General features: G+C 60.6%; 23 protein-coding genes. 5 read left to right on the top strand and 18 right to left on the bottom strand.

What is annotated here, in order from left to right; translation table 11 throughout:
• Window positions 1-3: 3 nt before the first annotated feature.
• From BMY55_RS08525 to BMY55_RS08510, 4 genes are all read right to left on the bottom strand, one after another.
• On the bottom strand, window positions 4-1,770 hold the full coding sequence (locus tag BMY55_RS08525) for a DUF3141 domain-containing protein (RefSeq protein ID WP_091429900.1): 1,767 nt from the start codon (window positions 1,768-1,770) through the stop codon (window positions 4-6).
• Window positions 1,763-2,095: a hypothetical protein gene (locus BMY55_RS08520; RefSeq protein ID WP_245744693.1), complete on the bottom strand. Its 333-nt coding sequence runs from the start codon at window positions 2,093-2,095 to the stop codon at window positions 1,763-1,765. Before BMY55_RS08520 ends, BMY55_RS08525 begins: the two co-directional genes overlap by 8 nt.
• A gap of 92 nt (window positions 2,096-2,187) precedes the next feature.
• Complete coding sequence (locus BMY55_RS08515; protein ID WP_091429899.1) at window positions 2,188-2,814, bottom strand: RNA polymerase sigma factor; 627 nt, start codon at window positions 2,812-2,814, stop codon at window positions 2,188-2,190.
• Window positions 2,815-3,043: 229 nt separating this feature from the next.
• Window positions 3,044-3,934 carry a DMT family transporter gene (locus BMY55_RS08510; RefSeq protein ID WP_091432217.1) on the bottom strand — a complete coding sequence of 297 codons (891 nt, stop codon included), beginning with the start codon at window positions 3,932-3,934 and terminating at the stop codon, window positions 3,044-3,046.
• 406 nt (window positions 3,935-4,340) lie between these two features.
• Between BMY55_RS08510 and BMY55_RS08505 the strand changes: the two genes are divergently transcribed.
• The 3 genes from BMY55_RS08505 to BMY55_RS08495 all read left to right on the top strand — a co-directional run bounded on the left by BMY55_RS08505 (window position 4,341) and on the right by BMY55_RS08495 (window position 7,625).
• Entirely contained in the window at window positions 4,341-4,973 is a 633-nt protein-coding gene (locus tag BMY55_RS08505) for an RNA polymerase sigma factor (RefSeq protein ID WP_245744692.1), read from the top strand.
• Between the two features lie 259 nt (window positions 4,974-5,232).
• Window positions 5,233-6,573 (top strand): SAM-dependent methyltransferase, encoded by a 1,341-nt coding sequence (locus BMY55_RS08500; RefSeq protein ID WP_245744691.1) that lies wholly within the window; start codon window positions 5,233-5,235, stop codon window positions 6,571-6,573.
• Window positions 6,574-6,578: 5 nt separating this feature from the next.
• Entirely contained in the window at window positions 6,579-7,625 is a 1,047-nt protein-coding gene (locus tag BMY55_RS08495) for a type II glyceraldehyde-3-phosphate dehydrogenase (protein WP_218142235.1), read from the top strand.
• A gap of 130 nt (window positions 7,626-7,755) precedes the next feature.
• On the opposite strand, the gene BMY55_RS08490 is transcribed toward BMY55_RS08495, so the two are convergent.
• The 6 genes from BMY55_RS08490 to BMY55_RS08465 are packed head-to-tail and all read right to left on the bottom strand — an operon-like array spanning window position 7,756 to window position 15,579.
• A complete protein-coding gene (locus BMY55_RS08490) occupies window positions 7,756-8,526 on the bottom strand; it encodes an SDR family NAD(P)-dependent oxidoreductase (protein ID WP_091429892.1) in 771 nt (256 codons plus the stop codon).
• Window positions 8,523-9,461: a carbamate kinase gene (gene arcC, locus BMY55_RS08485; protein WP_091429889.1), complete on the bottom strand. Its 939-nt coding sequence runs from the start codon at window positions 9,459-9,461 to the stop codon at window positions 8,523-8,525. Before arcC ends, BMY55_RS08490 begins: the two co-directional genes overlap by 4 nt.
• A 2-nt stretch (window positions 9,462-9,463) precedes the next feature.
• Entirely contained in the window at window positions 9,464-10,465 is a 1,002-nt protein-coding gene (gene argF / locus BMY55_RS08480) for an ornithine carbamoyltransferase (protein ID WP_091432216.1), read from the bottom strand.
• Between the two features lie 14 nt (window positions 10,466-10,479).
• The gene (locus BMY55_RS08475) at window positions 10,480-11,706 is read right to left on the bottom strand and encodes an arginine deiminase (protein ID WP_091429883.1); all 1,227 of its coding nucleotides are present in this window, start codon (window positions 11,704-11,706) and stop codon (window positions 10,480-10,482) included.
• A 22-nt stretch (window positions 11,707-11,728) separates the two neighbouring features.
• Window positions 11,729-13,177, bottom strand: a complete 1,449-nt coding sequence (locus tag BMY55_RS08470) for a YfcC family protein (RefSeq protein WP_091429882.1) — start codon at window positions 13,175-13,177, stop codon at window positions 11,729-11,731.
• 17 nt (window positions 13,178-13,194) lie between these two features.
• On the bottom strand, window positions 13,195-15,579 hold the full coding sequence (locus BMY55_RS08465) for a heavy metal translocating P-type ATPase (RefSeq protein WP_245744690.1): 2,385 nt from the start codon (window positions 15,577-15,579) through the stop codon (window positions 13,195-13,197).
• Between the two features lie 325 nt (window positions 15,580-15,904).
• Here BMY55_RS08465 and BMY55_RS08460 point away from each other — a divergent pair, with 325 nt between their 5' ends.
• Window positions 15,905-16,945 carry a saccharopine dehydrogenase NADP-binding domain-containing protein gene (locus BMY55_RS08460; RefSeq protein WP_091429880.1) on the top strand — a complete coding sequence of 347 codons (1,041 nt, stop codon included), beginning with the start codon at window positions 15,905-15,907 and terminating at the stop codon, window positions 16,943-16,945.
• A gap of 214 nt (window positions 16,946-17,159) precedes the next feature.
• Window positions 17,160-18,047 carry a patatin-like phospholipase family protein gene (locus tag BMY55_RS08455; protein WP_177179312.1) on the top strand — a complete coding sequence of 296 codons (888 nt, stop codon included), beginning with the start codon at window positions 17,160-17,162 and terminating at the stop codon, window positions 18,045-18,047.
• A gap of 971 nt (window positions 18,048-19,018) precedes the next feature.
• On the opposite strand, the gene BMY55_RS08440 is transcribed toward BMY55_RS08455, so the two are convergent.
• From BMY55_RS08440 to BMY55_RS08410, 8 genes are all read right to left on the bottom strand, one after another.
• Window positions 19,019-19,393, bottom strand: coding sequence for a hypothetical protein (locus tag BMY55_RS08440; protein ID WP_091429873.1), 375 nt, complete (start codon window positions 19,391-19,393; stop codon window positions 19,019-19,021).
• Window positions 19,394-19,432: 39 nt separating this feature from the next.
• Window positions 19,433-20,575 (bottom strand): NAD(P)/FAD-dependent oxidoreductase, encoded by a 1,143-nt coding sequence (locus BMY55_RS08435; protein ID WP_091429871.1) that lies wholly within the window; start codon window positions 20,573-20,575, stop codon window positions 19,433-19,435.
• A gap of 162 nt (window positions 20,576-20,737) precedes the next feature.
• Entirely contained in the window at window positions 20,738-20,980 is a 243-nt protein-coding gene (locus tag BMY55_RS08430; protein WP_091429870.1) for an EF-hand domain-containing protein, read from the bottom strand.
• A gap of 584 nt (window positions 20,981-21,564) precedes the next feature.
• Window positions 21,565-22,263 carry a DUF2231 domain-containing protein gene (locus BMY55_RS08425; protein ID WP_143064311.1) on the bottom strand — a complete coding sequence of 233 codons (699 nt, stop codon included), beginning with the start codon at window positions 22,261-22,263 and terminating at the stop codon, window positions 21,565-21,567.
• A gap of 50 nt (window positions 22,264-22,313) precedes the next feature.
• Window positions 22,314-23,705, bottom strand: coding sequence for an ethylbenzene dehydrogenase-related protein (locus BMY55_RS08420; protein ID WP_091429867.1), 1,392 nt, complete (start codon window positions 23,703-23,705; stop codon window positions 22,314-22,316).
• Window positions 23,706-24,102: 397 nt separating this feature from the next.
• Window positions 24,103-24,480, bottom strand: a complete 378-nt coding sequence (locus tag BMY55_RS08415) for a hypothetical protein (protein WP_218142234.1) — start codon at window positions 24,478-24,480, stop codon at window positions 24,103-24,105.
• Window positions 24,481-24,567: 87 nt separating this feature from the next.
• The gene (locus BMY55_RS16760) at window positions 24,568-24,777 is read right to left on the bottom strand and encodes a hypothetical protein (protein ID WP_143064310.1); all 210 of its coding nucleotides are present in this window, start codon (window positions 24,775-24,777) and stop codon (window positions 24,568-24,570) included.
• Between the two features lie 348 nt (window positions 24,778-25,125).
• A complete protein-coding gene (locus tag BMY55_RS08410) occupies window positions 25,126-25,698 on the bottom strand; it encodes a hypothetical protein (protein WP_245744689.1) in 573 nt (190 codons plus the stop codon).
• Between the last annotated feature and the right edge of the window lie 35 nt (window positions 25,699-25,733).

Here is a 25,733-nt window from a genome sequence, read left to right as displayed (position 1 = left end):
TCGTCATTCCTTTTTTGATGTGGCGGTCGGTTGGCCCGCCTGTGTGGTGGAGGTGGCGAAAGGGAAATTGCCGTACATCGCACCAAAGACCTGTGTGACCCACGCATCGCGCCCTTTGCGCCAGGCGCCCAGAACCGCGCCCGTCTGCGCCAACAGCACGCGTTCCGCAAGGATTGCGGGTTCGTCGTCCGGCAAAGGCTCCCGATTTTCGCGCACCGTATCGGCTGCGGATTTAATCAGGGCCATCCATGGGTTCACCCGTTCGGAAAACATCGTTCTGGTCCATCGCATGGGATGCAGGGCACGCAGCGTGTCGGCGCTGGCCGGGGATGTTGCAGCTCTGAGCCATGGGCTGACAAAAGTCGAATAGACGGCTTCATTGATCCGCGACATCTGGGCCACCTGCGCCAGCGCCGCATCGTCTGAGACAATGCCAAGATCATGGACTTCGCGCGGCTCGAAGCGCAGCTTGAAATCGTCGGTCTTGCGCGTCGGACCATCGGAAGATTTGTCGATCACCATCTCATAAAGGCCGGGTGCGAGCGCCTCGACCGCGTCCAGGCTTTCCAGGATCGCCCGATGTTGAAGTCGCGCGACGGACCCCGACACGAAGATGCCCAGGTGCCCGACATGTTCATGTGTCATGTAGACGATGCGCTGCCCGGCGGCCTTGAGCGCATCGGTGTCGGGATAGAGCCGCGCGATCCACCCCAATGCCTGCTGTGGCGGCGTGATGTTGTCGCCTTCCGAGGCGAAGACGATGATTGGATTGCTGATCCGCCTCAGGTCGATGGTGCAATGCGCGTCCAACTCCATCTCGCCCTGTTCCAGCCGGTTGCCGATGAAGAGGTTTTGCGTGATGCCCAGAATTTCTTCGCGGCTGAGCGTATAGTAGCCATTCCACCAGCGTTCGAAGTCAAGGAACCGCTCGCGCTCGGTATCGGCATGGACAAAGAGGTTCGCGTATTTCTCCCAGATCGCTTTTTCGGGTTGCAGGGTCTCGAAATTCTGCGCCAGCCACGCGCCGTCGAACCGCCCGTCCCCCAGATCGGCGACCATGTGTGCAGCCCACGACCCGCCAGTCAGCGCACCAAGCATCCGCATCGGGCTGGATTCCGCCTCGCCCGACCAGTAGCTGAGCGGCGAGCCGTTCAGCACAACCGGTCCGGTCAGCCCGTCGCAATCCGCGGCCAGAAGTGTGGCCGCCCAGCCGGCCTGGCAATTGCCATAGAGCACGGGCGGCGTCTTCGGGTGACGTCGGACGACCTCGGACACGAAGTCGCGCAGGGCATGGTGCACATCGGCCAGGGTCTGGCCGGGCACGGGCTCAGGGAAAAAGATCACGAAATAGACAGGATGGCCCTCATGCATCGCCATGCCAACCTCGCTGTCGTGCTTGAAGCCGCCAATGCCGGGGCCATGGCCGGCGCGCGGGTCGATGACGATCACCGGCGCCTTTGCCTCGTCCACACAATCTTCCCAACAATCGTCGCCCGCCCGCGTGATCCTGAGCAGGGCATAATTGGCTGGCCGGTCAAAGGTGCGCGCATCAAGAAGCAGCTCGTAGTCGAAATCCAGAAGCGGCGGCATGCCCTGCCGTTCATGCGCGATCATGTTGTCCGCGCGCTCGCGCAGCGTATCGAGGAACAGCACCCAGCGCTCAAACGCGTCTTGGGAATAGGGTGTGTTTGCGCCCGTCTTTGCAATGACAGCGACGGGTGCAGCGGGATGATCGGGTTTGACTGTCGTAAGACGCAGGCGCTTATTCATCGCTGATTTCCTTCTTTCCAGAGGTTTCTTCGGACTGGCGCTTCGCATCCAACAATAGCACGAGGTCCTTTGCGACATCCTCGCGTAAACCGGTCAGAAGATAGGCCGCATCGCCAGGCTCGATGCCCAGTGCGCGCGCAGCATCCGTTGGGGGTTGCTTCAACACTTCCACATGATGGAACACCGCCTGTGCCAGCGGGGCGTTTGCGCGCGTCAGAGTCTCTGCACATGCGCAGGTCATCCGCGACATGAACGCTGGAACGCCGATATCGCGCGACGGTCGTTCCGTTGCTCTCGCATTATCATTTGTTGTGATCTTTGGCATGTGCCGAACACTCCCGCTGCAATGCCCCTTGGGGCAGTCACAGAAGAAGACGGCGGTTGGGGCAAAACATTACAAGACCGACCGCATGACGATCAGGACTGCGGCGGCTCCGCCTCGCAATCAGTCTCGTGCTCTTCATTCTCGCAACCTTGAGGCGGACAGAAACAATCGTCGCGGTCATTCTGGCAGCATGCACCGCAATGGTTTGTCAGCGCCTCGCGCAGAGCCGTGCGCGCGCGGTGCAATCGAACGCCAAGAGCGTTGCGGGTCAACCCAAGGTCGTTCGCCACGCTTTCGCGATCCTCTTCGCCGAAGTCAATGCGCCGGATCAATTCCGAATCCGCCGGGCGCAATTCGGAAATCAGTCCACCGTGGCAGGTGCAAAGCCGCGCCATCTGCGTCGGCGCATCGGCTATCCATTCTTCCGGTTCGCGAGCCACCGCGGCCGCCAGTCGTCCGCGCCGTGTGCCCTTGCGGTAATGGTCGTTCAACGTGGACCGCAGAATCGCATAGAGCCAAGCATCCATTCGTTCAACGTCGCGGAGTTGATCCTTGCGGTTCAGCACGCGGATGCAGAAATCTTGCAGGACATCCTCTGCATCTGCCCGATTGCCAAGTCGTTTGATCAGAAACCCCAGAAACGCACCGCGCCCGTCCAACAATGCACGTTCCGGCGAGCCGTCGGGATTTTCCGGATTGCCGGTATCTTGCGGAACCATGACTTGCCAGCCTTTCCATAGTCTCGATTTGCAGCACAATTAGACTGGTGATTATCTCCTGTATGTTCAATGTGCACGCATTATTTATGTGAAATAACTTGCCTCAACGCTCGTCCTTCTGAACAGCAAATCAATCGGCACTCGTCCGTTTGGCAGAGAGATGATTCCGACGACACAAACGATGGCCTGTTCGCTCAACCAATTGATCTATCGCACAGCTTTTGCCGATCTAGCTGTGTTGGCTTTGCAATCTGCCTCTGAGGTTGACGAACACAATGCCCAGAATGACCAATGATATTCCGGAAAGCTGCATCACAGTAAGGCGCTCGTTAAAGAACAGCGCCCCGATCGTGAGACCGAAGATCGGAACAAGAAAGCTGAACACGATCGCCCGGTTCAGTTCGACTTCTTCCAATACCGAGAACCACAGCCAGTAAACCAACGCAGAGCCAAACAAGGCGAGACCCAGCAGAGACATTACAAAAACCGGCGTCCATTGGATGGCAGTCTGGTCTTCAAGAACGAAGGACGCAACCGCGAGAGGCAGGCTGCCGATCAGCAACTGAAAGCCCATCGCGAACAGTCCGTCAACTTCGCCAGCGATGGATTTGATCGCCACGTTGCTGACCGTCACTCCCACCGCTGCCAAAACGATATAGGCAAAGCCGATCGCTGACCCGTCTCGCCCTCCGTCGGCCAGTTGCGGCAAGGCAATCACAAGTATTCCCGCGAACCCGATCAAAAGCCCTGCCCAACCAATTTTCGGCAATCGCTCGCCAAGCCACGCAACGCCCAGCATTGACGCAAGCAGCGGCTGAGCGTTGGCGATGACTGTGGCAAGACCGGGAGATACAAATTCTGCCGCATGAAACATGCCCAGGAAACCCAGACTTGTCGCGCCAAGGCCAACGACACCCAGCGTTGCCCATATGCGCCAACCACGCGGAAACGGGCGGCCCAGCAAGACTGCAACAAGCACCAAGGCGGCTCCGGCCAGAACCGCCCGCATTGTCGCAAAGGTCAAATGTGGCGAATATTGCAGCCCTGCCGTGATCAGCGGAAAGCAAACCGCCCACAGGAACATGGCCAGAACGATCTTTGTTATTGTTGTCGGCGACATCGGGATTTCCTTATTCAGGTCGGAACCGGCACGAACCGCGGAAATCTTCCGGCTTGCCAACTCAGCGACGAATGACTGCTTTATCTCGTATTTGATGATCGCTGGCCAATTCCAAACAGCGATTGCCAACACATTGCCAACACCATGCGTAACGCGCAACGGAGCCTTTGCGACGATCCGATGGGCTCGGATGGGCGAAGTAACAGGACGTTGCGTCAGCCGAAATCTTACATATCTCAAGACAGACGACTGATTGCCGACGCGCCCAGAGGTCGAGGGTGCGCAGATATACCACGAGACCAGCAGACCGCCCCGGTTGGCATTTCACCCCGACGATGTAACATTCCCAAGCATTCGACGTCTTATCCTACAGAGGTGTCTGATGCGATATGAAAAGAAAGACAGATTGTCTACAGCAGAGCGGCCTGACGTTGCTGCCAAGGCTGCGGACGCCGCCGTCCGTTGCGCGTTGGTGGAAGGCCGCCAGCAGATCCTGAATTTCCTGCGTCGGAGACTGGGCGACCCGCAGGCCGCCGAAGATGTACTGCAATCGTTCATGTTGCGGGCCATCGACCGCTCCGTGCAAATTCGTGATTTGCGTGCCGTTCGCGGATGGCTCAGCCAAGTACTTGCGTCTTCGATTGCAGACTATGGTCGCGGGTTATCGCGGCAGCGTCGAAGCGAGGTGGTCATGGCTCCGAACGACCTTGACGCCGTACACATCGGTTTTGACGAAGAACTCGATGAGGCAATATGCAATTGCCTCTACAAACTGTTGCCAACACTCAGACCGGAATATGCCGAAGTGATCTGGCGCGTGGATCTTCTGGAACAACCGCGCGCCGCGGTTGCCGAAGACCTCGGGATCACGTTGAACAATATCACCGTTCGCCTTCACCGGGGTCGGCAGGCGTTGAAAACACGGTTGCAGCAAATGTGCCTGACCTGCCCGGTCCATGGCTTTCTTGACTGCCACTGCGACGCCGCCGAAAAAGCCCGTGCGCGGCGAGAATCCCCGGCGGACGCCACCGAAGTTTGAAGGACAAACAGAACAACGAACGATCGCCCACATTTTGACTGCCGTCGCGTTCGCAGTCACCGCCCACGGACGACAATGACTGCAAAATTCAGGAGCGCCACCCATTTCGGACGAAGTGCATCTGAACGCAGTTCATCTGGCTTCAGATGCCACCCACCACAACACGGCCCTGTAATGAACCTCGGCATCTGTCGTCTGTTTCAAGTGAGCGGGGGCGCCTGATGCGCTTTCCTGATCAACACAAGCCCGGAGTCAGCACATGTCCGATAGTGAATCCTCCACAGATGAAAGCCTTGACCTGCACGACGGCCAAATGCGGCACCAGAGTTTTGCGCCAAGGCGTGCAACCATGTGGTTGCTCGCCAAATCGCTTCACCGCCTCATTCAAAACGGTCGTCTGACCGTGTTCGATCCCAATGGCGAGAAATGGTGCTTTGGCCCCGGTGGCGGCCCGACCGTTTCGGTCCGTTTGGATGATGTCGGATTGCCGGCGCGATTGCTGGCAAACCCGAGCCTTGCGCTTGGCGAGGCATATATGGACGGAACGCTCCGCATTGAGACGGGCAGCCTGCGCGACCTTCTCATGATCTGTACAACCGACATTGATACCCTTGACCTGATGCCCGGGAAAAGGCTCCGGCGGTGGCTGGACAGGTTGCTGAGTCGCAGACTGCACCACAATCCGATCAACCGCGCCCGTTCGAACGTGGCGCATCACTATGACCTCTCGACCAAGCTCTATGATCTGTTTCTTGACGCAGACCGACAATATTCCTGCGCCTATTTCGCAACGGGAAACGAAACTCTGGACGAAGCGCAAGACCTCAAAAAACGGCACATCGCGGCAAAACTGCTGTTGCGGCCCGGCCTCGACGTTCTTGACATCGGGTCGGGCTGGGGCGGTCTGGCACTGGACCTTGCTCAACAACATCAAGCCCACGTAACCGGCCTGAGCCTGTCGGCGGAACAGATTGCCGCCGCGCGCGCCCGCGCAACGCAATCCGGTCTGTCCGACCGGGTCGCCTTCGAACAGCGCGACTATCGCGAAGAACGGGGCCGATATGACCGGGTCGTGTCAGTTGGCATGTTGGAGCATGTCGGGCACAGCGGCTTCGATGATTATTTCAACACGCTCCAAAGGGTTCTGAAGCCCGATGGCGTAGCTCTTGTGCATGCGATCGGCACGATGGCGCCCGCTGGTGGCAGCGACCCGTGGATCCGTAAATACATCTTCCCCGGTGGCTATCTTGCGCCACTGTCCGCAACCATTGCTGCGGCGGAACGGTCCGGGCTGTGGGTCACAGATGTCGAGATCCTGCGCTTGCATTATGCACAGACCCTGCGACACTGGTCCGAACGCTTCGCTGCCGAACGTGAGAGCGCGCGCAGGCTCTATGACGAACGGTTCTGCCGCATGTGGGAGTTCTATCTGGCCGCCTGCGAAACGGCGTTCCGGAATGGTCGGTTGATGGTGTTCCAGATCCAGCTTGCCAAACGCCGCGACACCGTTCCGCTGACGCGAGCCTACATTGCCGAAGCCAGGTCACATCGGCGTTTGAACGTCAAGTCGACTGGCAACCAAACTGGGAGAACGAGATGACTGGCATGAGACATATCAAGGTGGCCGTGAACGGATACGGCGTGATCGGCAAACGTGTCGCAGACGCGGTGGCCGTGCAGACAGACATGGACCTGATCGGCGTGGCAGATGTGGTCGCCGACTGGCGCGCACGGATGCCTGCCACCAAGGGTTTTGCCCTCTACGCCGCCGACCCGGAACGAGCGCCCGCAATGCAAGACGCAGGGCTGGAACTGGCTGGCGGACTGGACGACATGCTTGCCGCAGCCGACATCGTGATTGATTGCACACCGAAAAAGATTGCCGCACGCAATGTCGATACCTATCGTAAAAAGGGTATCCGCTTCATCGTTCATGGAGGGGAAAAACACGCCGTGACCGGCCATTCCTTCGTCGCGGAAGCAAATTATACCAGCGCAGTCGGGCGCGACAGCACCCGGGTCGTATCCTGCAACACGACCTCGATCGTTCGCACACTTTCCGCGCTGAAGCAGGCCGGGCTTCTTGTCTCCGCGCGCGGGACGCTGCTCAGACGTGCCACCGACCCCTGGGAAAGTCATTTGGGGGGTATCATGAACACCCTCGTTCCCGAGCCTGAAATTCCCAGCCATCAAGGCCCGGATGCACAAAGCGTCGATCCTGATCTTGACGTGATCACGATGGCGGTCAAAGTGCCCCAGACCCTTGCGCATCTGCATTACTGGTCGGTTCGCATGCCGCGAAAGGCCTCGAAGGACGAAGTTCTGGCGGCGTTCCGTGCGTCATCCCGCATCGCGCTGATCCGAATGGCCGACGGGCTGAGTGCGATCAACACGGTCAAGGAAATGATGGCGGATCTTGGTCGCCCGAACGACAGCCTTTACGAAGTGGCTTTGTGGGAAGACATGCTCAAGGTCGAGGGTGACGAGCTGTTCTATGCCTACATGGTCGACAACCAGGCGATTGTGATCCCCGAGACCATCGACGCGATCCGCGCCTTGACCGAAGCCGAGTCAGACGGATCCGCATCGATTGCGCGCACGAACACAGCACTTGGGGTCGGTGCATTCACAGCCGAAACGCTGACCCGCTAAGAACCTGACGCACTGTTTTTTGGCGCGTCACCCAAAAGATACAAATGTCGCGTGGCGTTCGACCTGATCCCGGTCACAGGGATCAGGTCGAACGCTTTGGGCGAAGGGGTTGCACCCCCTGCCCGTTGAATCAACCCGCAGCCATGCCGCCATCGACGGGATATTGCGCGCCTGTGATGAAGGCGGATTCGTCAGAGGCAAGGAACAAGACCAGGTTGGCAATATCGAGGCTTTCGCCATATCGCCCCAGCGGGATCGTATCCGAAAGCTGTTGCTTCACTTCATCGCCATGGCCCGGATTGAAGCCGTCCTCCAACGACCGCATCATCCGGGTATTGACCGGCGACGGATGCACGGAGTTGACGCGCACATTGTAGCCCGCGACCTCAATCGCAGCGGCGCGCGTCAAACCGACGACGGCATGTTTCGACGTGATATAAGGCGCGACGTTCGGGCTGCCCTTCAGGCCGGCAATCGACGACATGTTGATGACGCTGCCCGCGTTCTGCCCGATCATCACAGGCAGGACATGTTGCAACCCAAGAAAAGGACCGCGCACGTTGACCGCCATCACGCGGTCGAAATCCTCGATCTTCTGATCGACAAGCGGCGCGACCTTGCCTTCGATCCCGGCGTTGTTGAAGAACACGTCAATGCGCCCGAATTCCTCGATCGTCTGCGCAACGTATCGTTTGCAATCCTCGACCAGGGAAACATCCGCCGCGATTGTCAGCACATCGCCGGATTCGCCAAGATCCTTTGCGGCATCCGACAGATCACTCTCCTTGAGATCCACGACCGCCACCTTGGCACCTTGGCTGAGAAAGAGCCGCGCGGTTTCCAGACCGATACCCGCTGCACCCCCGGTAATCAGGGCGACTTTGTCTGCAAGACGTTTCATTGAGAATCTCCTTTTTCTGGTGTTGATGGTGACACACGAACCTGCGTCCCGGCGGCTCCATCCAGCAACGCCAGCGCATCCTTGAGGCGGCCGATCCCGGCAAGGCCGCCCCCGTCGGCGAAATCGGCCGCCGCCGCCATCTTGGGACCCATCGACCCCTCAGGCAAGTCCAGCGCACGCGCTGCCTCTGGCGTCAGCCGACGGATCGGGGCTGCGTGATCGGTGCCGAAGTCGCGGTATGCCGCGTCCACGTCGGTCAGCAGAAGCAGCGCATCAGCCCCCAGCCGCCGCGCCAGCAGCGCACTGGCGGCATCCTTGTCGATCACCGCCTCGATCCCGGTCATACTGCCGTCAGGCAAACGCAACACCGGAATACCGCCACCGCCGGTGCAGATCACGATCACACCCTGATCCAGCAGCAGGCGCAGCACGCGCAAGTCTGGGATATCCTGCGGCTTTGGCGAGGGGACCACGCGCCGCCATTTGTCCCCGTCCTGCGCGATGGTCCAACCGGCGGCGGCGGCGCGTGTTTCGGCCTCGTCGCGCGCATAGACCGGGCCGATGAACTTGGTGGGCGCCTGAAACGCCGGATCGTCGGCATCGACAACCACCTGCGTCAGCAGCGTGGCCACCGGGTGCGCATGGTCCAGCGCATTCTCAAGCTCCTGTTCGATCATATAGCCGATCATCCCACCGGTTTCGGCCCCCAGCACGTCAAGCGGGAATGCCTCATCAGGCTTGTAGGCCGCGCCCTGAAGCGCCAGAAGCCCGACCTGTGGTCCGTTGCCGTGTGTCACCACCAGCCGGTGTCCGGCGCGCACCACATCCGCGAGCGCCGCAGAGGCCGCGCGGACGTTGGCGCGCTGATTGTCTGCCGTCAGGGGTTCGCCCCGCTGCAACAGGGCATTGCCCCCCAATGCTGCGACCACCAGCACGTCTAGTTCCCCAACGTGGCGACAAGCACCGCCTTGATCGTGTGCAACCTGTTTTCCGCCTGATCGAACACGATGGAGGCGGGACTTTCGAACACCTCTTCGGTCACTTCCATCGCGGTAATGTCGAAATGTTCGGCGATCTCGGCACCAACCTCGGTGTCGGCATTGTGGAAGGCAGGCAGGCAATGCATGAATTTGGTCTGTGGATTGCCGGTTTGCGCCATCACGTCGGCATTGACCTGATAGGGCAGGAGTTGGCGGATACGCTCCTCCCATTTATCCTTGGATTCGCCCATCGACAGCCAGACATCGGTGTAGATAAAATCGGCGTCTTTCACGGCCTTGGACACATCCTCTGTGATGGTGATGCGCGCACCGGTCTTTCTGGCGATCTCTTGCGCCTCGTCCCGAATGGCCTGTTCGGGCCAGAGCGATTTTGGTGCACACAGACGCACATCCATGCCCATCTTGGCCCCGCCGATCAACAGGCTGTCGCCCATGTTGTTGCCCGCATCGCCCAGAAACGCATAGGCGACCTGACCCAGCGGTTTGTCCGAATGCTCGGACATGGTCAGAAAATCAGCTAGGATCTGGGTCGGGTGAAATTCGTCCGTGAGGCCATTATAGACCGGCACGCCTGCATACTGGGCCAGCGTCTCGACGATCGGATGACCAAACCCGCGATATTCGATGGCATCATAGACCCGGCCCAGCACGCGGGCGGTGTCCTTTACGGTTTCCTTCTTGCCCAGATGCGATCCCGACGGCCCCAGATAGGTGACATGCGCGCCCTGATCATGGGCCGCCACCTCGAACCCGACGCGGGTTCGGGTGCTGTCCTTTTCAAAGATCAGCGCGATTTCCTTTCCGGTCAGGCGCGGCACCTCATAGCCGCCATATTTGGCCGCCTTGAGATCGGCAGACAGTTTCAGCAAGAAGCCGATTTCCTGCGGGCTGAAGTCCCGCAACGTCAGGAAGTGGCGGTTTCGCAGATTATATGACATGGGTTTTCCTTTTGTCAGATTGCGTCGCGGATGGTCGGGCAGCTCATGCAATGACTGCCGCCCCTGCCCCGGCCAAGCTCGGCACCGGGAATGGCCAGCACTTCGATCCCGGCGTCTTTCAGCGCGGCGTTGGTGTCATCGTTGCGGTCATAGCCGACCACCACGCCGGGGCGCAGCGCCAGCACGTTGTTGCCGTCGTTCCACTGCTCGCGCGATTGCTCGGCCAGATCGCTGCCCCCCGTCGGGACAAGATGCAGTTTCTTGACCCCCAGTATCTCGGCGGTGATCTCGAACAGGTGGCGGGCGTCACGGCGAATATCGAGAGGGGCGTTTCCCGGTCCGGGGCGCAGGTCGTAGCAGGTGATGGCGTCGGCCACCTCCTTGAACGTGGTCACGACATCATTGCCGCAATGAGTGAAGACCGTGTCCAGATGCATCGCCGCGCGCGACCGGGGCATCTGGCAGGCGATGACGCGCGTCACATCGCCCCCCATGAACAGGGCTTCGGCCAACTGGCCCACCGCCTGCGGGGACGAGCGTTCGCCCATGCCGACCATCACGACCCCATGGCCGATGGGCATGATGTCGCCACCTTCCAGCGTCGCGGCTCCGAATTCACGCGTCGGATCGCCGAACCAGACACGCGCACCCGTAAACTTGGGGTGAAACCGATAAACGGCGGCCATGAGCAGCGTTTCAGGCCGCCGCGCCTGCCAGTACATCGGGTTCAGTGTGACCCCGCCATAGACCCAGGCGGAGTTGTCGCGGGTGAAAATGAAATTGGGCAAGGGCGGCAGGATGAAGCCGTGCTGACCAAGGTAGCTGCCGAACATGCCGGACGGGGTGAAGGGCAGATCATTCACAGTGATCCCGCCGACCAGGAAGCGGGCCAGATTTTCGCCCGGCAACTCCTCCATCCAGGCGCGCAGATCGTCCCGCATCCCCACGCCCACATCGTTGCGGGTGATCCGATGATCGAGCACCCAGGCGCGCCCTTGCGGTATGTCCAGCGTCTGGGCAAGCAGCGCCATGGCGTCCAGCACTTCGATCCCCTCGCCACGCATAATGTCGGCAAAGACGGCATGGTCCTTAATCGCCTGCTTGACCCAGAACACATCGTCAAACAGCAGATCCGCACAATTGTCTGGGGTCAGGCGACGGTGGGCAAGACCCGGTGGCGATACGATCACCTGACGCAACTGCCCGGTTTCCGAATGGACACCCAATTTCAGCTCAGACATCTGAGATAGCTCCTTTTTTCAATCAGAGAATGGCGGCCAGACTGATGCCCGCCGAGATGAAGACGACAAGGATCAGCAGCAATGGCCAGACGAAGACGACCCATCGGTCGAACGACACGCGTCCGATGGCCAGACCGCCGATCACCACAGCGGATGTGGGCGTAATCAGGTTCACCAGACCACTTGCGGATTGATAGGCAGTCACCACAAGGTCGCGGCCAACGCCTGCAAAGTCGCCCAAAGGCGCAAGGATCGGCATCGACAGAACCGCCAGGCCCGACGAGGACGGCACAAGAAAGCTCATACCGATTTCGATCCAGAGCATCAGGTTGATGAACGCGATCTCCGGCAGGCCACCCAGGGAGTCGGCCGCGCTGTTCAGGATGGTGTCGGCGATCAGACCCTGCTCCATGATGACCACGATGCCACGCGCCAGTCCGATCACAAGGGCGACCCCCAGCAGATCCTTCGCGCCGTCGACAAAGGCCGTGGTCAGCTTCTTTTCACCCATCCGCGCGACCAACCCGACGACAATCGCCATACCGAAGAACAATGCGCCCATCCGGGCCATCCACCAGCCCTGGCTCGACACACCCCAGATCATTACGGCAAAGGTGGCGAAAAACAGGACAAGCACCAGTTTCTGGATGCCGCTCAGCTGCGGTTCGATCACGTCCACATCTGCGTCGTTCAGGAAAAACTGGCGATCGCTGTCGCGTTGACCGGCCACGACGGACCGGACCGGATCCGCCTTGACCCTTGAAGCGTAGCGCATGACGTAGGCGATACAGATCACGAGGCCACCCAACAGGATGACCAGCCGCAAGGCCATGCCTTGGGTGAATGGAATACCCGCCGCGTTCGAGGCGATCACGGTGGCGAAGGGGTTGATGGTCGATCCCAGCGTGCCGATGCCCGCGCCGATCAGGATAATTGCCACGCCGGTCACGGAATCGTAACCGGCGGCAATGACGACCGGGATCAGCAGGGCATAGAAGGCAAGCGTTTCCTCGGCCATCCCATAGGTGGTGCCGCCCAAGGCGAAAAGCGACATGAGGATCGGGATCATCCATATCTCGCGACCCTTCAGCCGCACCATCGCCGTCTGAATCCCCGTATCGATTGCTTTGGTTGCATTCACCACACCCAGAAAACCGCCCAGCAGCAGCACGAACAGCGCCACGTCGATGGCATTGGCGGCATAGCTGTCAGGGTCGTAGAACCCCGCGACGGGTGCCAGCATGACATCCACGAAACCCTGCGGATTTGCCTCGACCGTCTGATAGGTGCCGGGCACTGCAATCTCGCGTCCGACCTCGTCATTCATCGCACGGTCGTACTGCCCTGCGGGAATGATCCACGTAAGAGCGGCAACAACAATGATCAGCAAGAAAAGGATCGAATAGGCGGTGGGAAATCGTGCCGCCAGCCCATCTCCGTCGGGTTTTTTGTCTATTGATGTATCGGTCATAGTGGCCTCCCCTTCATTCAATGTGTTTGGTGCGCTTGACTTGTGGAACCCAACGCCTGGATGGATTCAGGTTCCACCGGATCGCGCCGACCACCCGCGCTGCCTTGGCCGCCGCCGATCCCTTCCAGCCGCGTCCGCTTGAGCAGAAGCGCATTGACGGCGACCAACGCCGAGCTGCCCGACATGGCAATCGCCGCCACGGCGGGGCTGATGATCAGCGGATAGAACACGCCCGCGGCCATCGGAAACGCGACAACGTTATACGCCACCGCCCAGAACAGGTTCTGGTGCATCTTGCGCAGGGTGGCGCGCGACAATTCGATCGCCCCCACGACATCGTAGGGATCGCTTTTCATCAGCACGACATCGGCGCTTTCCATCGCCACATCGGTGCCCGCTCCGATGGCAAAGCCGACATCGGCCTGGGTCAGCGCGGGCGCGTCGTTGACGCCGTCACCGACCATTCCGACCTTTTTGCCTTGGGCCTGAAGTTCCTTGACCTTGTCGGCCTTCTGACCCGGCAGCACGTCGGCCAGCACCATGTCGATGCCAAGCTCGCCCGCGATGCGCCGCGCGGTGCCCTCGTTGTCGCCGGTCAGCATCGCGACCTCGACCCCGCGTTCGCGCAGCTTGGCCACGGCGGCCTTGGCGCTGGGGCGCGGCGCGTCGGCAATGGCGATCAGGCCCAGCACACGCCCGGCCTGAGCCACATGCACCACGGTGCGGCCTTCACCCTTCAGACGCTCGGCCTTTGCTGTCAGGGCCCCAAGGTCAATACGTTCCTCGTCCATCAGCCGTCGGTTGCCAACCAGCACGGGCTCGCCCGCGATCTCGGCACGCGCGCCGCGGCCTTCAAGGTTCTCGAACCCGGTCATCTGCGGCACATCGAGACCCTCGGCACGTTTGACGATCGCCAGCGCCAGAGGATGGTCCGAGCCGCGATCAACGGCAGCCGCTGCGCGCAGGGCGTCGTCCTCGGAGCGACCCTCGGCCGCGACGAGTTCGACAACGCGCGGTTCGCCCATCGTCAGCGTGCCGGTCTTGTCGAAGACGATCACGTCAAGCTTCGTCGCGTCCTCAAGCGCCCCGGCATTCTTGAACAGGATGCCGTGCTGCGCCCCCAGCCCGGTGCCGACCATCACCGCCATCGGGGTGGCCAGACCCAACGCATCCGGGCAGGCGATGACGAAAACGGTGATCGTCAGCGTCAGCGCGAACAACAGCGGCGAACCGATCCACCAGAACCAGACCGCGAAGGTGGCCAGCCCGATCACGATAGCGATGAGGACCAGCCATTGCGAGGCACGGTCCGCCAGAAGCTGTGCCGGTGCCTTGGAATTCTGCGCCTCTTGGACCAGCTTGACGATCTGCGCCAGAGCGGTATCGGCACCGACCTTGGTGGCGCGGTAGCGGAACGTGCCGCTCTTGTTGATCGTGGCCCCGATAACGGTATCGCCCACGGCCTTGTTCACCGGCATCGACTCGCCCGTCAGCATCGACTCGTCCACCAGCGACGATCCTTCCAAAACCTCACCATCCACCGGGATCTTGTTGCCGGGACGGATCACCACCGTTTCGCCTTCCAGCACTTCGGAGGTCGGCACCTCGACCTCTTGCCCGTCGCGGATCACAATGGCCTTCGGCGGCGCAAGGTCGAGCAGTGCCCGGATTGCCGCAGACGCCCCTGCCCGCGCCCGCATTTCCAACCAGTGGCCCAGCAGGATAAAGACCAACAGCACCGCGACCGCCTCGTAGAATTGCACACCTGGAAAGAAGAAGGTCGAGCCGACGCTGAACACATAGCCGGTGCCGACCGACAGCACGACCAGCACCGCCATGTTGAGGATGCCGTTTTTCAAGGCCCGCCACGCCGCCACGAAAAACGGCCAGCTTGGCCAGAGCACCGCCGCACTACCGAGGAAGAACAGCCACAGGTCCAGCCTGAGACCGAAAGGCGGCGCCGGGGGCGTGAACATGCCGCCCATTGGCGAGTAGATGAAGATCGGGATGGTAAAAAGCAGCGCCACCCAGAAACGGTTGCGCATGTCGCGGACCATGTCGGCCATCTCCATGCCGCCACCATGGCCCATCTCATGCGCCATCGCATCTTTGGCGGCAGGGGCTTTTCCGCCCTGTGCTGCATGGCCTTCATGGTCCATCTGGTTCCGCTGACCGACATGGTTTGGAACCTGTTCTCCGACACAATGGAAGCCGCAGGCGTCAATCGTCCTGCGCAGTGCCTCATCATCTACCGCCGTCTCATCGTAGTGCACGGTCACGCTTGCCGACGCAGGGTTTGCCTCGGCGCGTTGCACCCCGTCGAGGGCTGACAAATGGCGTTCGACCGCGAGATGATCGAGTTTCTCGAACAGCCCGCGGACCTCAAGGGTCAGTGTTTTCAAGTTTGGCTCCTGTCTAATCATCCATGCGATCGGGAACGACCGTTTGAGTGATAGACGTTGCCTGTCGCCAAAGGTTACAGCGTCAACCAACAGATTTTGTGGGAAACGGTCATCCGGCAATCCAATATGCGGCTTGGATGGTCGCCGGATCGAACCTTCCCGACGTATATCTTGGGTGCCGGAACATCTTTCACCGTAAGGTTTTGCACCGTGCTGCGTCTGAGTTCATGTGTCGGGGTATGATGAGCAGGTGTATCCAACGTCGCGTAAAAGCGGCCAGAGAAGTGCCTAAGCAGGCCATCCCCCCCGGAAAGGATGCTGAGATTTGCCGGAAGAAAAAACAATCCTGATCGTCGGCGGCTACGGTGCCGTAGGAACGCATATCGTTACCGAACTGCACAGGAACCTGCCCGAAGCACAGATCATCGTGGCTGGCCGGTCCCTGAAAAAAGCGAAAGCACTTGCCGACACATTCGCATCGGGAGTCACCGCCCAGCACATTGACCTGACCTCGCGCGCTTCCATCAATGCCGTATTTCCGATGGCGTCGCTTGTTGTTCTGAATACCGAAGCTGGTGCCGAAACGGCCGCACGCGCCTGCATTGATCACAGAATATCCATGATTTCGGTTGCAGCCAGCGTATCGGTCATGCGGACTATTGGCAGTATATCGGCTGATGCCCAAGCCGCGCATGTCGCGCTTGTCACCGAGGTCGGTCTTGCGCCGGGCCTGAGCAATCTCATGTTGCAACACATCGTAGATGACGTACCCCAAACGGAGGTCGCGGAACTGATCTTGCAGCTTGGCTTGGTCGGAACACACGGCGTGGAAGCAATGGACTGGACACTGGCACGTTGCGTCGAGGCAAGCAGGGCCGAAAGCATCGTTCCCCCATTGCCAGCCGTCGGTCGCTACGTCATCCCGGTCGATTTTGTCGATCGGGACAAAGTGAAACAGAAATTGCAGGTGGAGACTGTAACATCAGCCCTTGCACTGGTCCCGAAATGGTCAACGCGAATGCTGCCTGCGATCGCACCTTTGCTGGTCAGATACCCAGGTATCCTGAGCGTATCGCAACCTTTCCTCAGAGCAATTCTTCAGGCATTGCGCCTGTCCGACGACACCTTGGGACTGTTCGTACGCGCACGGTCCGATCACGCTAGCGGAACGATACAATTAGCCGGTCAGAACCAATCGCGGGTAACGGGCATGGTGGCCGCAAAAGTGGCAGAAAAACTGCTGACCGCCGAGGCCGCCCAAAGAACCGGCCATGTCGGAATATCCGACATTGTTAGTCTTGAAGAGTTACTTCCATCGCTGGAAAAGATCGGCTGTAGTCTTGTGAACGAGCGCAGTTCGATTTGAGCCTTGCGGGATAAACCAAAGGAAACCGACCGATGACACATCGATCAAGAACAGGCTTCACGAGTGGCAGCGCGTTTGGCGCAGATTATATATCAACTCTGCCGATGTCGCGTCTCGGCATCGAGGAGGTTGGATCAGGTCAGGACAGATCAAGCCTATTCCCAAGGCACCTGGAAAAGATCCTGAAAGCGGAGGCTCGATGTTGACAGGCCGGATGAGACCGAATGACGGAGCCCATAAATCCTTCGCCCTTGTGTTCAGCGGCGGCGGGGCAAGGGGTTTGTCGCATGCCGGTGTGCTCAAGGCGCTGGTCGCCAGAGGCTACGTCCCCAGCGCCATCGTGGGCGTATCGATGGGCGCGGTCGTCGGCGCCACATATGCGCTGAATGATGATTGGTACGACGAACTGGTTGGTATGGATACCAGCGGGTTTCCGGCAACGCCCGACTTTCGCCTGCCGGGCCTGGTCGCAAGGATGAGGGGGCTTCGGACCGCTTTGCTTGCCGCACGGGACATGTATTTCGGTTGGGGGGCCGGTGCGCGCACCGAGACATGGGGCCGCAATGTCCTGTCCGACCTGACCCAAGGCAAGAACCTGGAAGATGGTCGCGTGCCGGTTTTCGTCTGTGCAACCGACATGTTGTCCGGTGAACGCGTCGTATACGGCAAGGGTCGCGCAGCGGATTACGTATACGCAAGCGCGGCACTTGCTGGGATATTGCCACCCCTGACCGATGATCCGCATGTGCTGATGGATGGGGCTTACGCCGACATCGCACCTATTGACATCGCGCGTGCCAGCGGTGCGGAGGTTGTGATTGCCGTGGATCCCAGCCAACGTGAAACCACGACCGGTCCGCAAAACGGTGTGCAGGCGATGTTGCGGTCTGTCGAAGTGTGCCAGAACCAACATGCGCGGTTGCGCTTCGCCCAGGCAGATCTGGTGATCCGCCCCGAATTTTCCCAAACGATCGGAACGCTGGAGTTCAAGTTCAAGCGCCATTGCATCGCAGCGGGAACCGTAGCCATCCGCAGCGCATATACTGAGATCGCGGCACTGCTCGATCTCAGCCCAGAGGACCAAGCGACCGCGTCGGCGTAAAATTAAGACAGTGCGGCGCACCTTTGGCGCGTCCGGTGCATCCGGCGCATCCGGCGCATCGCAAAAAAATTCGTCACCCCGGAACGATTATAGCGATCGGTCCGTAAACACTGGCACCTGCTATCCAAGTTCGACCGCCAACTCATAAAGCTCTGATCGCTGCCCCGCAGGACGAATGGCCATGACCTGCTGAAGGCGTCGGAAAGGCCAAAAGTCCTTCTGGTCCCGATGCGCGTTGATGAACCCAATCACGTGTTCCCTCGAACACTCGCCAGGGCTTGTCATAATGTCAGTTCCATTTGCGCCGATGATGCAGCCGGTTCCGATCACCATATTGGTTCAAATTATGAACACACCCGACCCAGCATTGAGGGTCGTGAACGAGATAGAACATTGTTTTATCAGGTTACTTTGCGCGCCTACCAACTGTAGGCGTCAGATATTTCCATGCTGAAACACGCCCCAGCATTCCCGAATTTGCCCCTTTGCGACGACATATTGCGCGCACAGAATAGACGAAAATGGCCTCCACCACCAAACTTCCTTTCGGTGCCAAACGGGTCCAGATCAGACGAAAGGATCGTAACGATGCCCAATGCTGGGCTGACCAAGCGGGACCCCGGTCGGGTCATGGGCTGGCCGAACATGCCGTCCGTCTGGCAAACTTTCGCGATCTCGTTGACCTGCAAATAGACGACAGGTGCGAGAATGGGAAACCATCCCGTCGCAACAAGGCTGCCACGCTTACCACTCTTAGACGCGACCTGGAGAAGGAACGGATCGGTGTTCCTCATCGGCAGACGCAGATGGATTTCGACGCTTGCGCTTGGGTCATCGTCATGGCGCAGGCAACGCATCTGGGGAAGCATAAGAGAACGATTTTCCCTTTTGACTCTCGATCTGTTGCCACCTCATTCCGTCGTGCTTGCCAGAGGTCGCGGTGAGGACATGCGTTTCCTCGGTATTCACCGTTAAACAGGTTTTTCTCGTAACCGACCATAAGGATTGGAAAATGTTGCGCTGTCATACCCTATTCCGGCCTGAAACGCCTCACCGCGTTCACGACGCGCGCTGGCCATCCCCGTCCGACAATCTCGCGGCGGAGGGATCCGAGCGTGAGAGGCGTGCCACCTTTTCATGACGGTGTTGGCGGTCAAGAGAGCGGCCCCGGTTGAAGCCATGAACGTCTGCGGCAGTGCGATCAGGACGATCCCACCGCGGCCCAAAACAATGCTTGAGCAGGCGGCACCGCCCAGCCGTTCGTTCAAGAGCATGTCGGCAGGGATCGCCCCCATTTGCGGCTGGGTGCAGGCGAGGACCGTCGCGATGGTCGGTTCGTGTTTCACGGCGGGTCCTCCTGATGCTCTGGCCGTGTCGCGGAAACTTCAGGTCTGGACCTCACCTGCGGCGCCGTGGTCGCCGTGCCGGCACCAAACACAATCGCAATCCTCGTGGCTACAGCTTGGATCTGCAAGCGGTGCGCTGTAGCTCCGCCGCGCGATCGGCAGCGCCAGCCGCTTCAGCGGCGTCAGGTCGTAGGCGCGGCGCAACAGGTCACCTGCATCACGATTTGCAAGACTTCCAATGGCAAACCGCATCCCCGTCTCGCCCGCCAGGTTGAAGATCCAGCGGTTGGCGATCCCGGCCTTCAGCCCCGGCCCCAGTTCCGCTTGCCAGACGGCGGTGTAGTCGTCTCCTGAAAGCAGGCTTTGTGCGGCCAGCACGCCCGAGTGGATGGCGTAGCGCATCCCGAACCCGGCAAGCGCGTCCTGGAACCCGGCGTGCTCGCCAATCACAGGATGACCGCCCTGTTTAGCCGTCCGTGGCAGGCGCATGTTGCCGTAGCCGCCGAAGGCGCGCGGATTGCGCATCTCAAGGCCGACATGGACTCGGAAGAATTCCTCGGCCGCCCTGACATGTCTGGCCTGATCGCGGAAGCGCGTGAACATGCAGCTCGCCACAGTGCCGCGCCCGTTTTTCACCAGCAGATAGGCGTAACCGGCTGGTGCGACGGCATGTCCGAGCGCCAGCCAGGCACCATCAGCCATACCCGTCTCGAAGACATGACCCGCTGCGATCACCCCGGCCTCGCGCGGCCCCGCGGCAAGAACTCCGGCACCGTTGAAATCGTGGACCCGATCGCCGAAACGCAGCTCGACTCCGGCGGCGCGGGCCTGGGCCAGAAGCGCGCTGTCGAGCGTTCCCTCGCCTGGGCCACGGCGGACAAGATAGAACAGCGCTCGCCGCCCCCGCACCCGGTGTTGTCGCCCTGCGGGGTCGAAGACGATACCCCGATCAAAGGGATGGTGCTCGAAATCGGCGGCGATACCGGCCGCCACCAGGTCCTCCAGCGCATCCGACTCGCGGGACCAGTTTTCCAGGCCCTGAAAATCGTCGTGAAAGCGGTGGCCGACGCGGTCCTTCCATTCACGCACCACGACCTTGGCACCGCCACGCGCGAGCACGATCGCGCAAGCAAGGCCCGCAGGCCCTGCCCCGACGATCGTGAAAGCCATTTTGGTGTTCATCTATAACTTTCCCGCGTGATCTGCTCAGGCGCGACCGGTCAGGCACAATGGCCGTTTGGGATGGTCTTGCATCGACATCTGCCTCATAGGCCAGATTCTTCTGCCTGGGTTTTTGGGCGTGTCGAACCACGGCGCGCCCTCGGACCCGCCGTGGTTCAGACGTTATTCCATCGCGGGCAATGCACCACTTGCGATTGCCGCTTCCAGTTCGTCGGCATCGATCGCGCCATCGGCGTTGGTGTCAAGCGCGTCGTAGTCGCTCTGTGTCAGTTCGGCATACTCGGTTTGCATTTCGGTCAGCGTGTAGAGCCCGTCCTGATCGGTATCCATCTCGTGAGCTAGGGCCGCACCGGTCACGGCCAAGAATCCGGCAGCTGCGAGTGAGATGATGCGTGTCGTTTTCATTGTGATGGTTCTCCTGTTCTGTGTTTGTGTGAGTGATCCGGGTTCAGAAAGCCAAATTCATGGGCTTCTGGCGGTCCGGAACGGATCGTATCGGCAGTGGGGCCGGAACGGCCCGGGATTGCGCCTGGACAACAGCCCAAAGGGCGGGAGTCGCAAGGGCCAGGGCGATAAGGATCAGGGTCATTTCCAGTGCCTCCTTCCAGTTTCACGCCCGAGAGTTTCTCTGTGGCGCTCAAATAGAAGACGTTGCCGGACGCATTCCATTACAGGCTGCATGACCAGTATTCTGCCATTCCGGCATCAGATCGGGCGTTCGGCCACAACCAGCTGATAGGGTCCGCCAAAGACGCGCCGCTCGTGCCACCTGGTCCGGTTGGGCGCGGACACAAGCGACCGCTCCGGCCTGCACCCCGGTGCTGCGGCATCCGACAGGCAGCGGGACTGGCCCCAGAGGTGCGCCGTGACCGCGGAGGGATGATCTAACACGCGCAAGCTGGCGGGCCTGAGATAGACCCACCAGTCATAGAGTTCCAAGTCGTCTGGGTTCGCCGGGGCGGCGGACGCACCGGCGGTCAGCGCAGCCGTCAGGCACGCGAGCGCCGTCCCAGGACCCCGAGCGTGACAATCGCCACCGCCCCCAGACCAAAGGCCCAGAGCATCCAGGTCGGCAGGTAAAAGGTCATGTAAACCTCCCAGCCCACTTTGCCGAGGGTCTTGGTCACAAGCGACGGCGTACCGTTGAGCGATCCGCCCAGCGTGCCGGTAATGGTCACGACCGTCGCGCCAATCAGCGTCAGCACGAATGTCACCCAGCGCTGCGCGCCCTCGAACAGGTGGCGCCGATAGCGGTAACCAAGCACGCCCAACACGGTCCAGTAGCTGAGTGTCCAGGTCGCCAGCATAATGTGGTTGCGACCCAGCGGCGACTGGGTAATTGCCGACCAAGGGTAGATCGACAGCCCCAGCCCATAGGCCACCAATCCGGCAAACGAACCCAGCAGGATCAGCGGCCAGACCGACTTTTGCAGCCGGACCGCAAGCTGGGAATCCGAGAATACACGGAAGAAAATGAACAGCGCCGCCGTCAGCCAGAGCGCGATCGGGAAGTGCACCACCAGAATGTGGTAGACCGGAGGGATCGAGAAGGATGGCGCGCCTTCAAGCTCCATTTCGACGCCGCCGCCACCGCCATGGGCGAATGCTGCGCCAGCACCGAGGGCCAGCAGCGCAGATGCGACAAGACCGATCTGGATGGCCGGTCGATATTGAATTGCATGTTTCATGTTCGGTTCCCCGTGTTCGCGTGTGCTGTGACGTGTTTTGGAATATGTGCTCATGCCCTGTCCTCCGGACGGCGGAACAGCAGCACCATGCCGACGCCGAAGGCCACGATCAGCGACAGGCTCATTGCGAGGGTCCAGAGCCATTGGCGGCGGATCTCATCGGCAAATTCCATTTCAACCCCGTAGAGCGCGAGCTGGCGTTCGCTGTGCTGGTAGGCCGCAGGAACGCGTGCCGCGACCCGGTCTGCACCGGGGTGCTGGCGCGGGTCAGTCAACCGTCCCCAGGTGACTTGGCCGGGATAGTAGACCTCGACCTCGGTCCAGGGGCCGGTCCAGTCCGGCTGGCCTGGTTCAGAGCGTTTGGCCTGAATTTGCGCGGGTTCGCCCAGTCCCAGCGACACCGGCAGAGAGATATAGTGCCAGCGCATGGTCGAGGCGTTGCGGAATACCGCGAACGCCACGTCATAGCTGCCACCGTCGCGGAATATCTTGTCGTCGAGCGGGTTGCCCGTGTCCATCTTGCGCTGCAACGTCACATCCCAAAACCCGTTGCGCCAGCGTGCCACCGCCGGTTGCACGACGTCCCCACGCGAACCCGATTCCGGTTGAAGGAAACGACGCGGTATCGTGTCGCCGTTCTTCCATGCAAAATCAGGGTCGAACGGCACGGCGGTCTGCGCAGTGAGATAGTAGGTGTCGTTGAAACCTACCTCTCCGGAAACGACATCGTCGAAAGCCAGTGCGCGATAGCCCGCGACATCGGGGGCGAACATATACTTCGGCTGGCCGGTGGCCTTGTCGAAATTGGTTGAATAGGGGCCGGTGCCGGTGTCGCCCTCGCGGGCCTCGGCAATCAGCCCGTCATCACCCAACCCGATCGGGTTTGACCGGCTTGATCGCCATTGCCAGAGGTCGATGAACTGACCCGCCGCGCGCAGCTTTTCCAGATCGCTCTCGGGCCTGACGGTGTCGAAATCGTTTGGATCGGTCCGCGTCGAGGGCAGATATTTCGTCCGCTCCTCGTCGGTCTCGGGCGTGCCGGTGAAGGTGGTCAGCCCGTCGCCGATCGTGATGTAGCCACCGTAGCGCGAAAACAGCGGCACAGAGCCGTCGTCGATCATCATCGCCACCCGGTCCTCGGTCAGGAACTGGGGGTTGGGGCCCAGCGACTCGCCGCCGCGGGCTTCCCACTTGCCATCCTGATAGACCAGAACGTCATTGAAGATCGCAGGCCGTTCGACCGGCCAGCGGTAACGGAACCAGATCGTCTCGCCGTCATAGGCGACCTTGACCTGCAAGGTGCTGTCCAACTCGCCGGGGATCACGATGTTGCGCTCGGGATCATCCCTTACGATACCGGTCCCATGTGTAACCCAGGCCGCCACCAGAAGCCCGGAAAAGATCGCCGCCGAAGCGGCCAGATATGTTGTTTGACGCGTCATTCCATTATCCTTTTCCGTGGGCGGGCTTGCGCGCCGCCGTTGTTTGTCTTGTGCCCGTGGTCAACGGTCGGTCCGGCACCGGCCACCGCCGCGACGCTCTTCGCATCGGTGAGAAGCGCGCCGGGAATGGGGCATCAGCTGCGCGGTATCGCCTGCGCGCTGGACGCGGCGCATTGGCGCGACCGAACGATCTCTTAGGGTGATCATCTCTGGTCTTTCTTTGACTTGCGGGCCACTGCCTCGGGTCTCAAGCTGCCCTGTCTCTCAACAAGGACGTCCGGTCGCGCGGACCATTACCGATTTTGTTGCCGTGGGTGGCAGGCGGTCGCCGGTTCACCACGCCGCCCGGCAACAGCCGAAGGGCCCAGTGCCCGGATTTCGCCCGGCGGGCGACCGGTCAGGGTGCCATCGGCGGTTTGTGCCCTCGCGCCATCGTGGAATTTCCACACCGGCAGCCGTGAGAGTGGCGCGAATCTGCGGGCCCGGGAAACACCGGCTTGCAAAGCCCGAGAGCCATCAGCACAGTGATATCGCGCCGGGTCGCAGCCAGCATCTCTTCCGCTTGCGAAATCCCGATACCCAGCGCGCGCGCAGCCCGGGCGGTGGTCTGTCCGTCCAATTCTGTCATCCGGAACAATTCGCGACGCAGACTTGTGTCAGTGTCCTGCAATCCCGAATTGCAGGCACAGAACAGCGCATCAAGGATGTTCCGGAATTCCTCGTCAAATTCCGGCCCGATCGCGTCGAGGCCGGAACATGAGGATCGTGACGTCATCATGGGCACTCCTCCCTGAGTTGCCGGGCATGAAAGCCCTTCATCTGGTAGACGCGGTTTTCAGGACATCATTACGCAAACGGCAGATCAGTCGGCGTGGCTGCGGCCCCCGCAATCCGTCCCGTCGACCGGGCGCACGAGGCTAACCGGTGGGCAGGAACAGTCGGCAAAGCCAAGCAGTCTGACATTGAGGGTGCCGGGCCTGAGGTCGAGTTCGGCCGCGACCGAAGCGCGGTCATCCTTACGACAATGGTCGTTGCGCGCCGAGCGCAGCACCCCGTAGAGCCAGGCATCCATGCGCTCTGCCACGTGCAGTTGGTTCTTTCACGCCCGGACGCAGACTTGGGATTCCTGAAGCACATCTTTGCATCGGCGCGGTTGCCCAGACGCTTGGCCAGAAAGCCCAGGAATGCCGAACGCCCGACGGTCAACCGGCGGTCAAAGCGCCTTCCGTCAGGCAAACAGCACCGGGAAATCGCGCGCGCATTTGTTCCGCACGATGATGTATATCAAATGCAGCGTTCCCCGCCCTGCAAGAAGGCAGAAGAAGGAAATATAGGCATGACGCTGGAACAGGATCTCAACGACGACCTCCGGGACGCGGGACCAGACAAGCCCCGCGCACCCGGCCAGCGGGACCGGATCTCAGCCGCAGGATACGTTTGGATTGAACGGCGCGTATATCCCTTGGGGGTTCTCGCGCTGGGTCCAGATATGCAGATCGTAATGCGGTTCGAACCCATGGGCTTCATCGCCATCGGTATCGCCCATGTCCGCCATCGTATCCCAAGGCTGATCGCGGAACATCGGCGGGCTCTCGTTGCCCGCTTCGGCCCAGGCCGCCTGGAAGATGAGGTTCTCGACCCCGACCAGAACAAGCGACCCGTCCGTCTGCGGCTCGTAGAGCAGGATTGACGGTTTGGCAAAATCGGTGTTCATCCCTGAGCCGTTCACCCGACCGTCGCCCGGCGGCGCAAGACCAAGCAAACCGGGATGGATATAGTGAATGCCCATGCTCCCCATTTCGGGCGGCAGACCTTCGGCGGCGGCCGACGTGCAATCGCCCGGCGGCGCCGGAAAGAAGCCCTCGGCCAAAGCCACGTTGACATCCGCATACTTCTCTGTTGCCGCCAGAATGGTGCCCATCCAGTCCGTATCGGCCAGCGCACCGGAAGCGGCAAACACCCCTGCCGCACAAATAATCGCTCCATATCTCATGACGCAAATCCCCCATTTATGGTGGGCAGTGCCAC

The sequence above is a fragment of the Aliiroseovarius sediminilitoris genome (assembly GCF_900109955.1).
In the GTDB taxonomy this organism is placed as follows: Bacteria; Pseudomonadota; Alphaproteobacteria; order Rhodobacterales; family Rhodobacteraceae; genus Aliiroseovarius; species Aliiroseovarius sediminilitoris.
The sequence above is the reverse complement of the archived record's forward strand: the minus strand, read 5'-3'. Positions and strand labels throughout refer to the sequence as shown.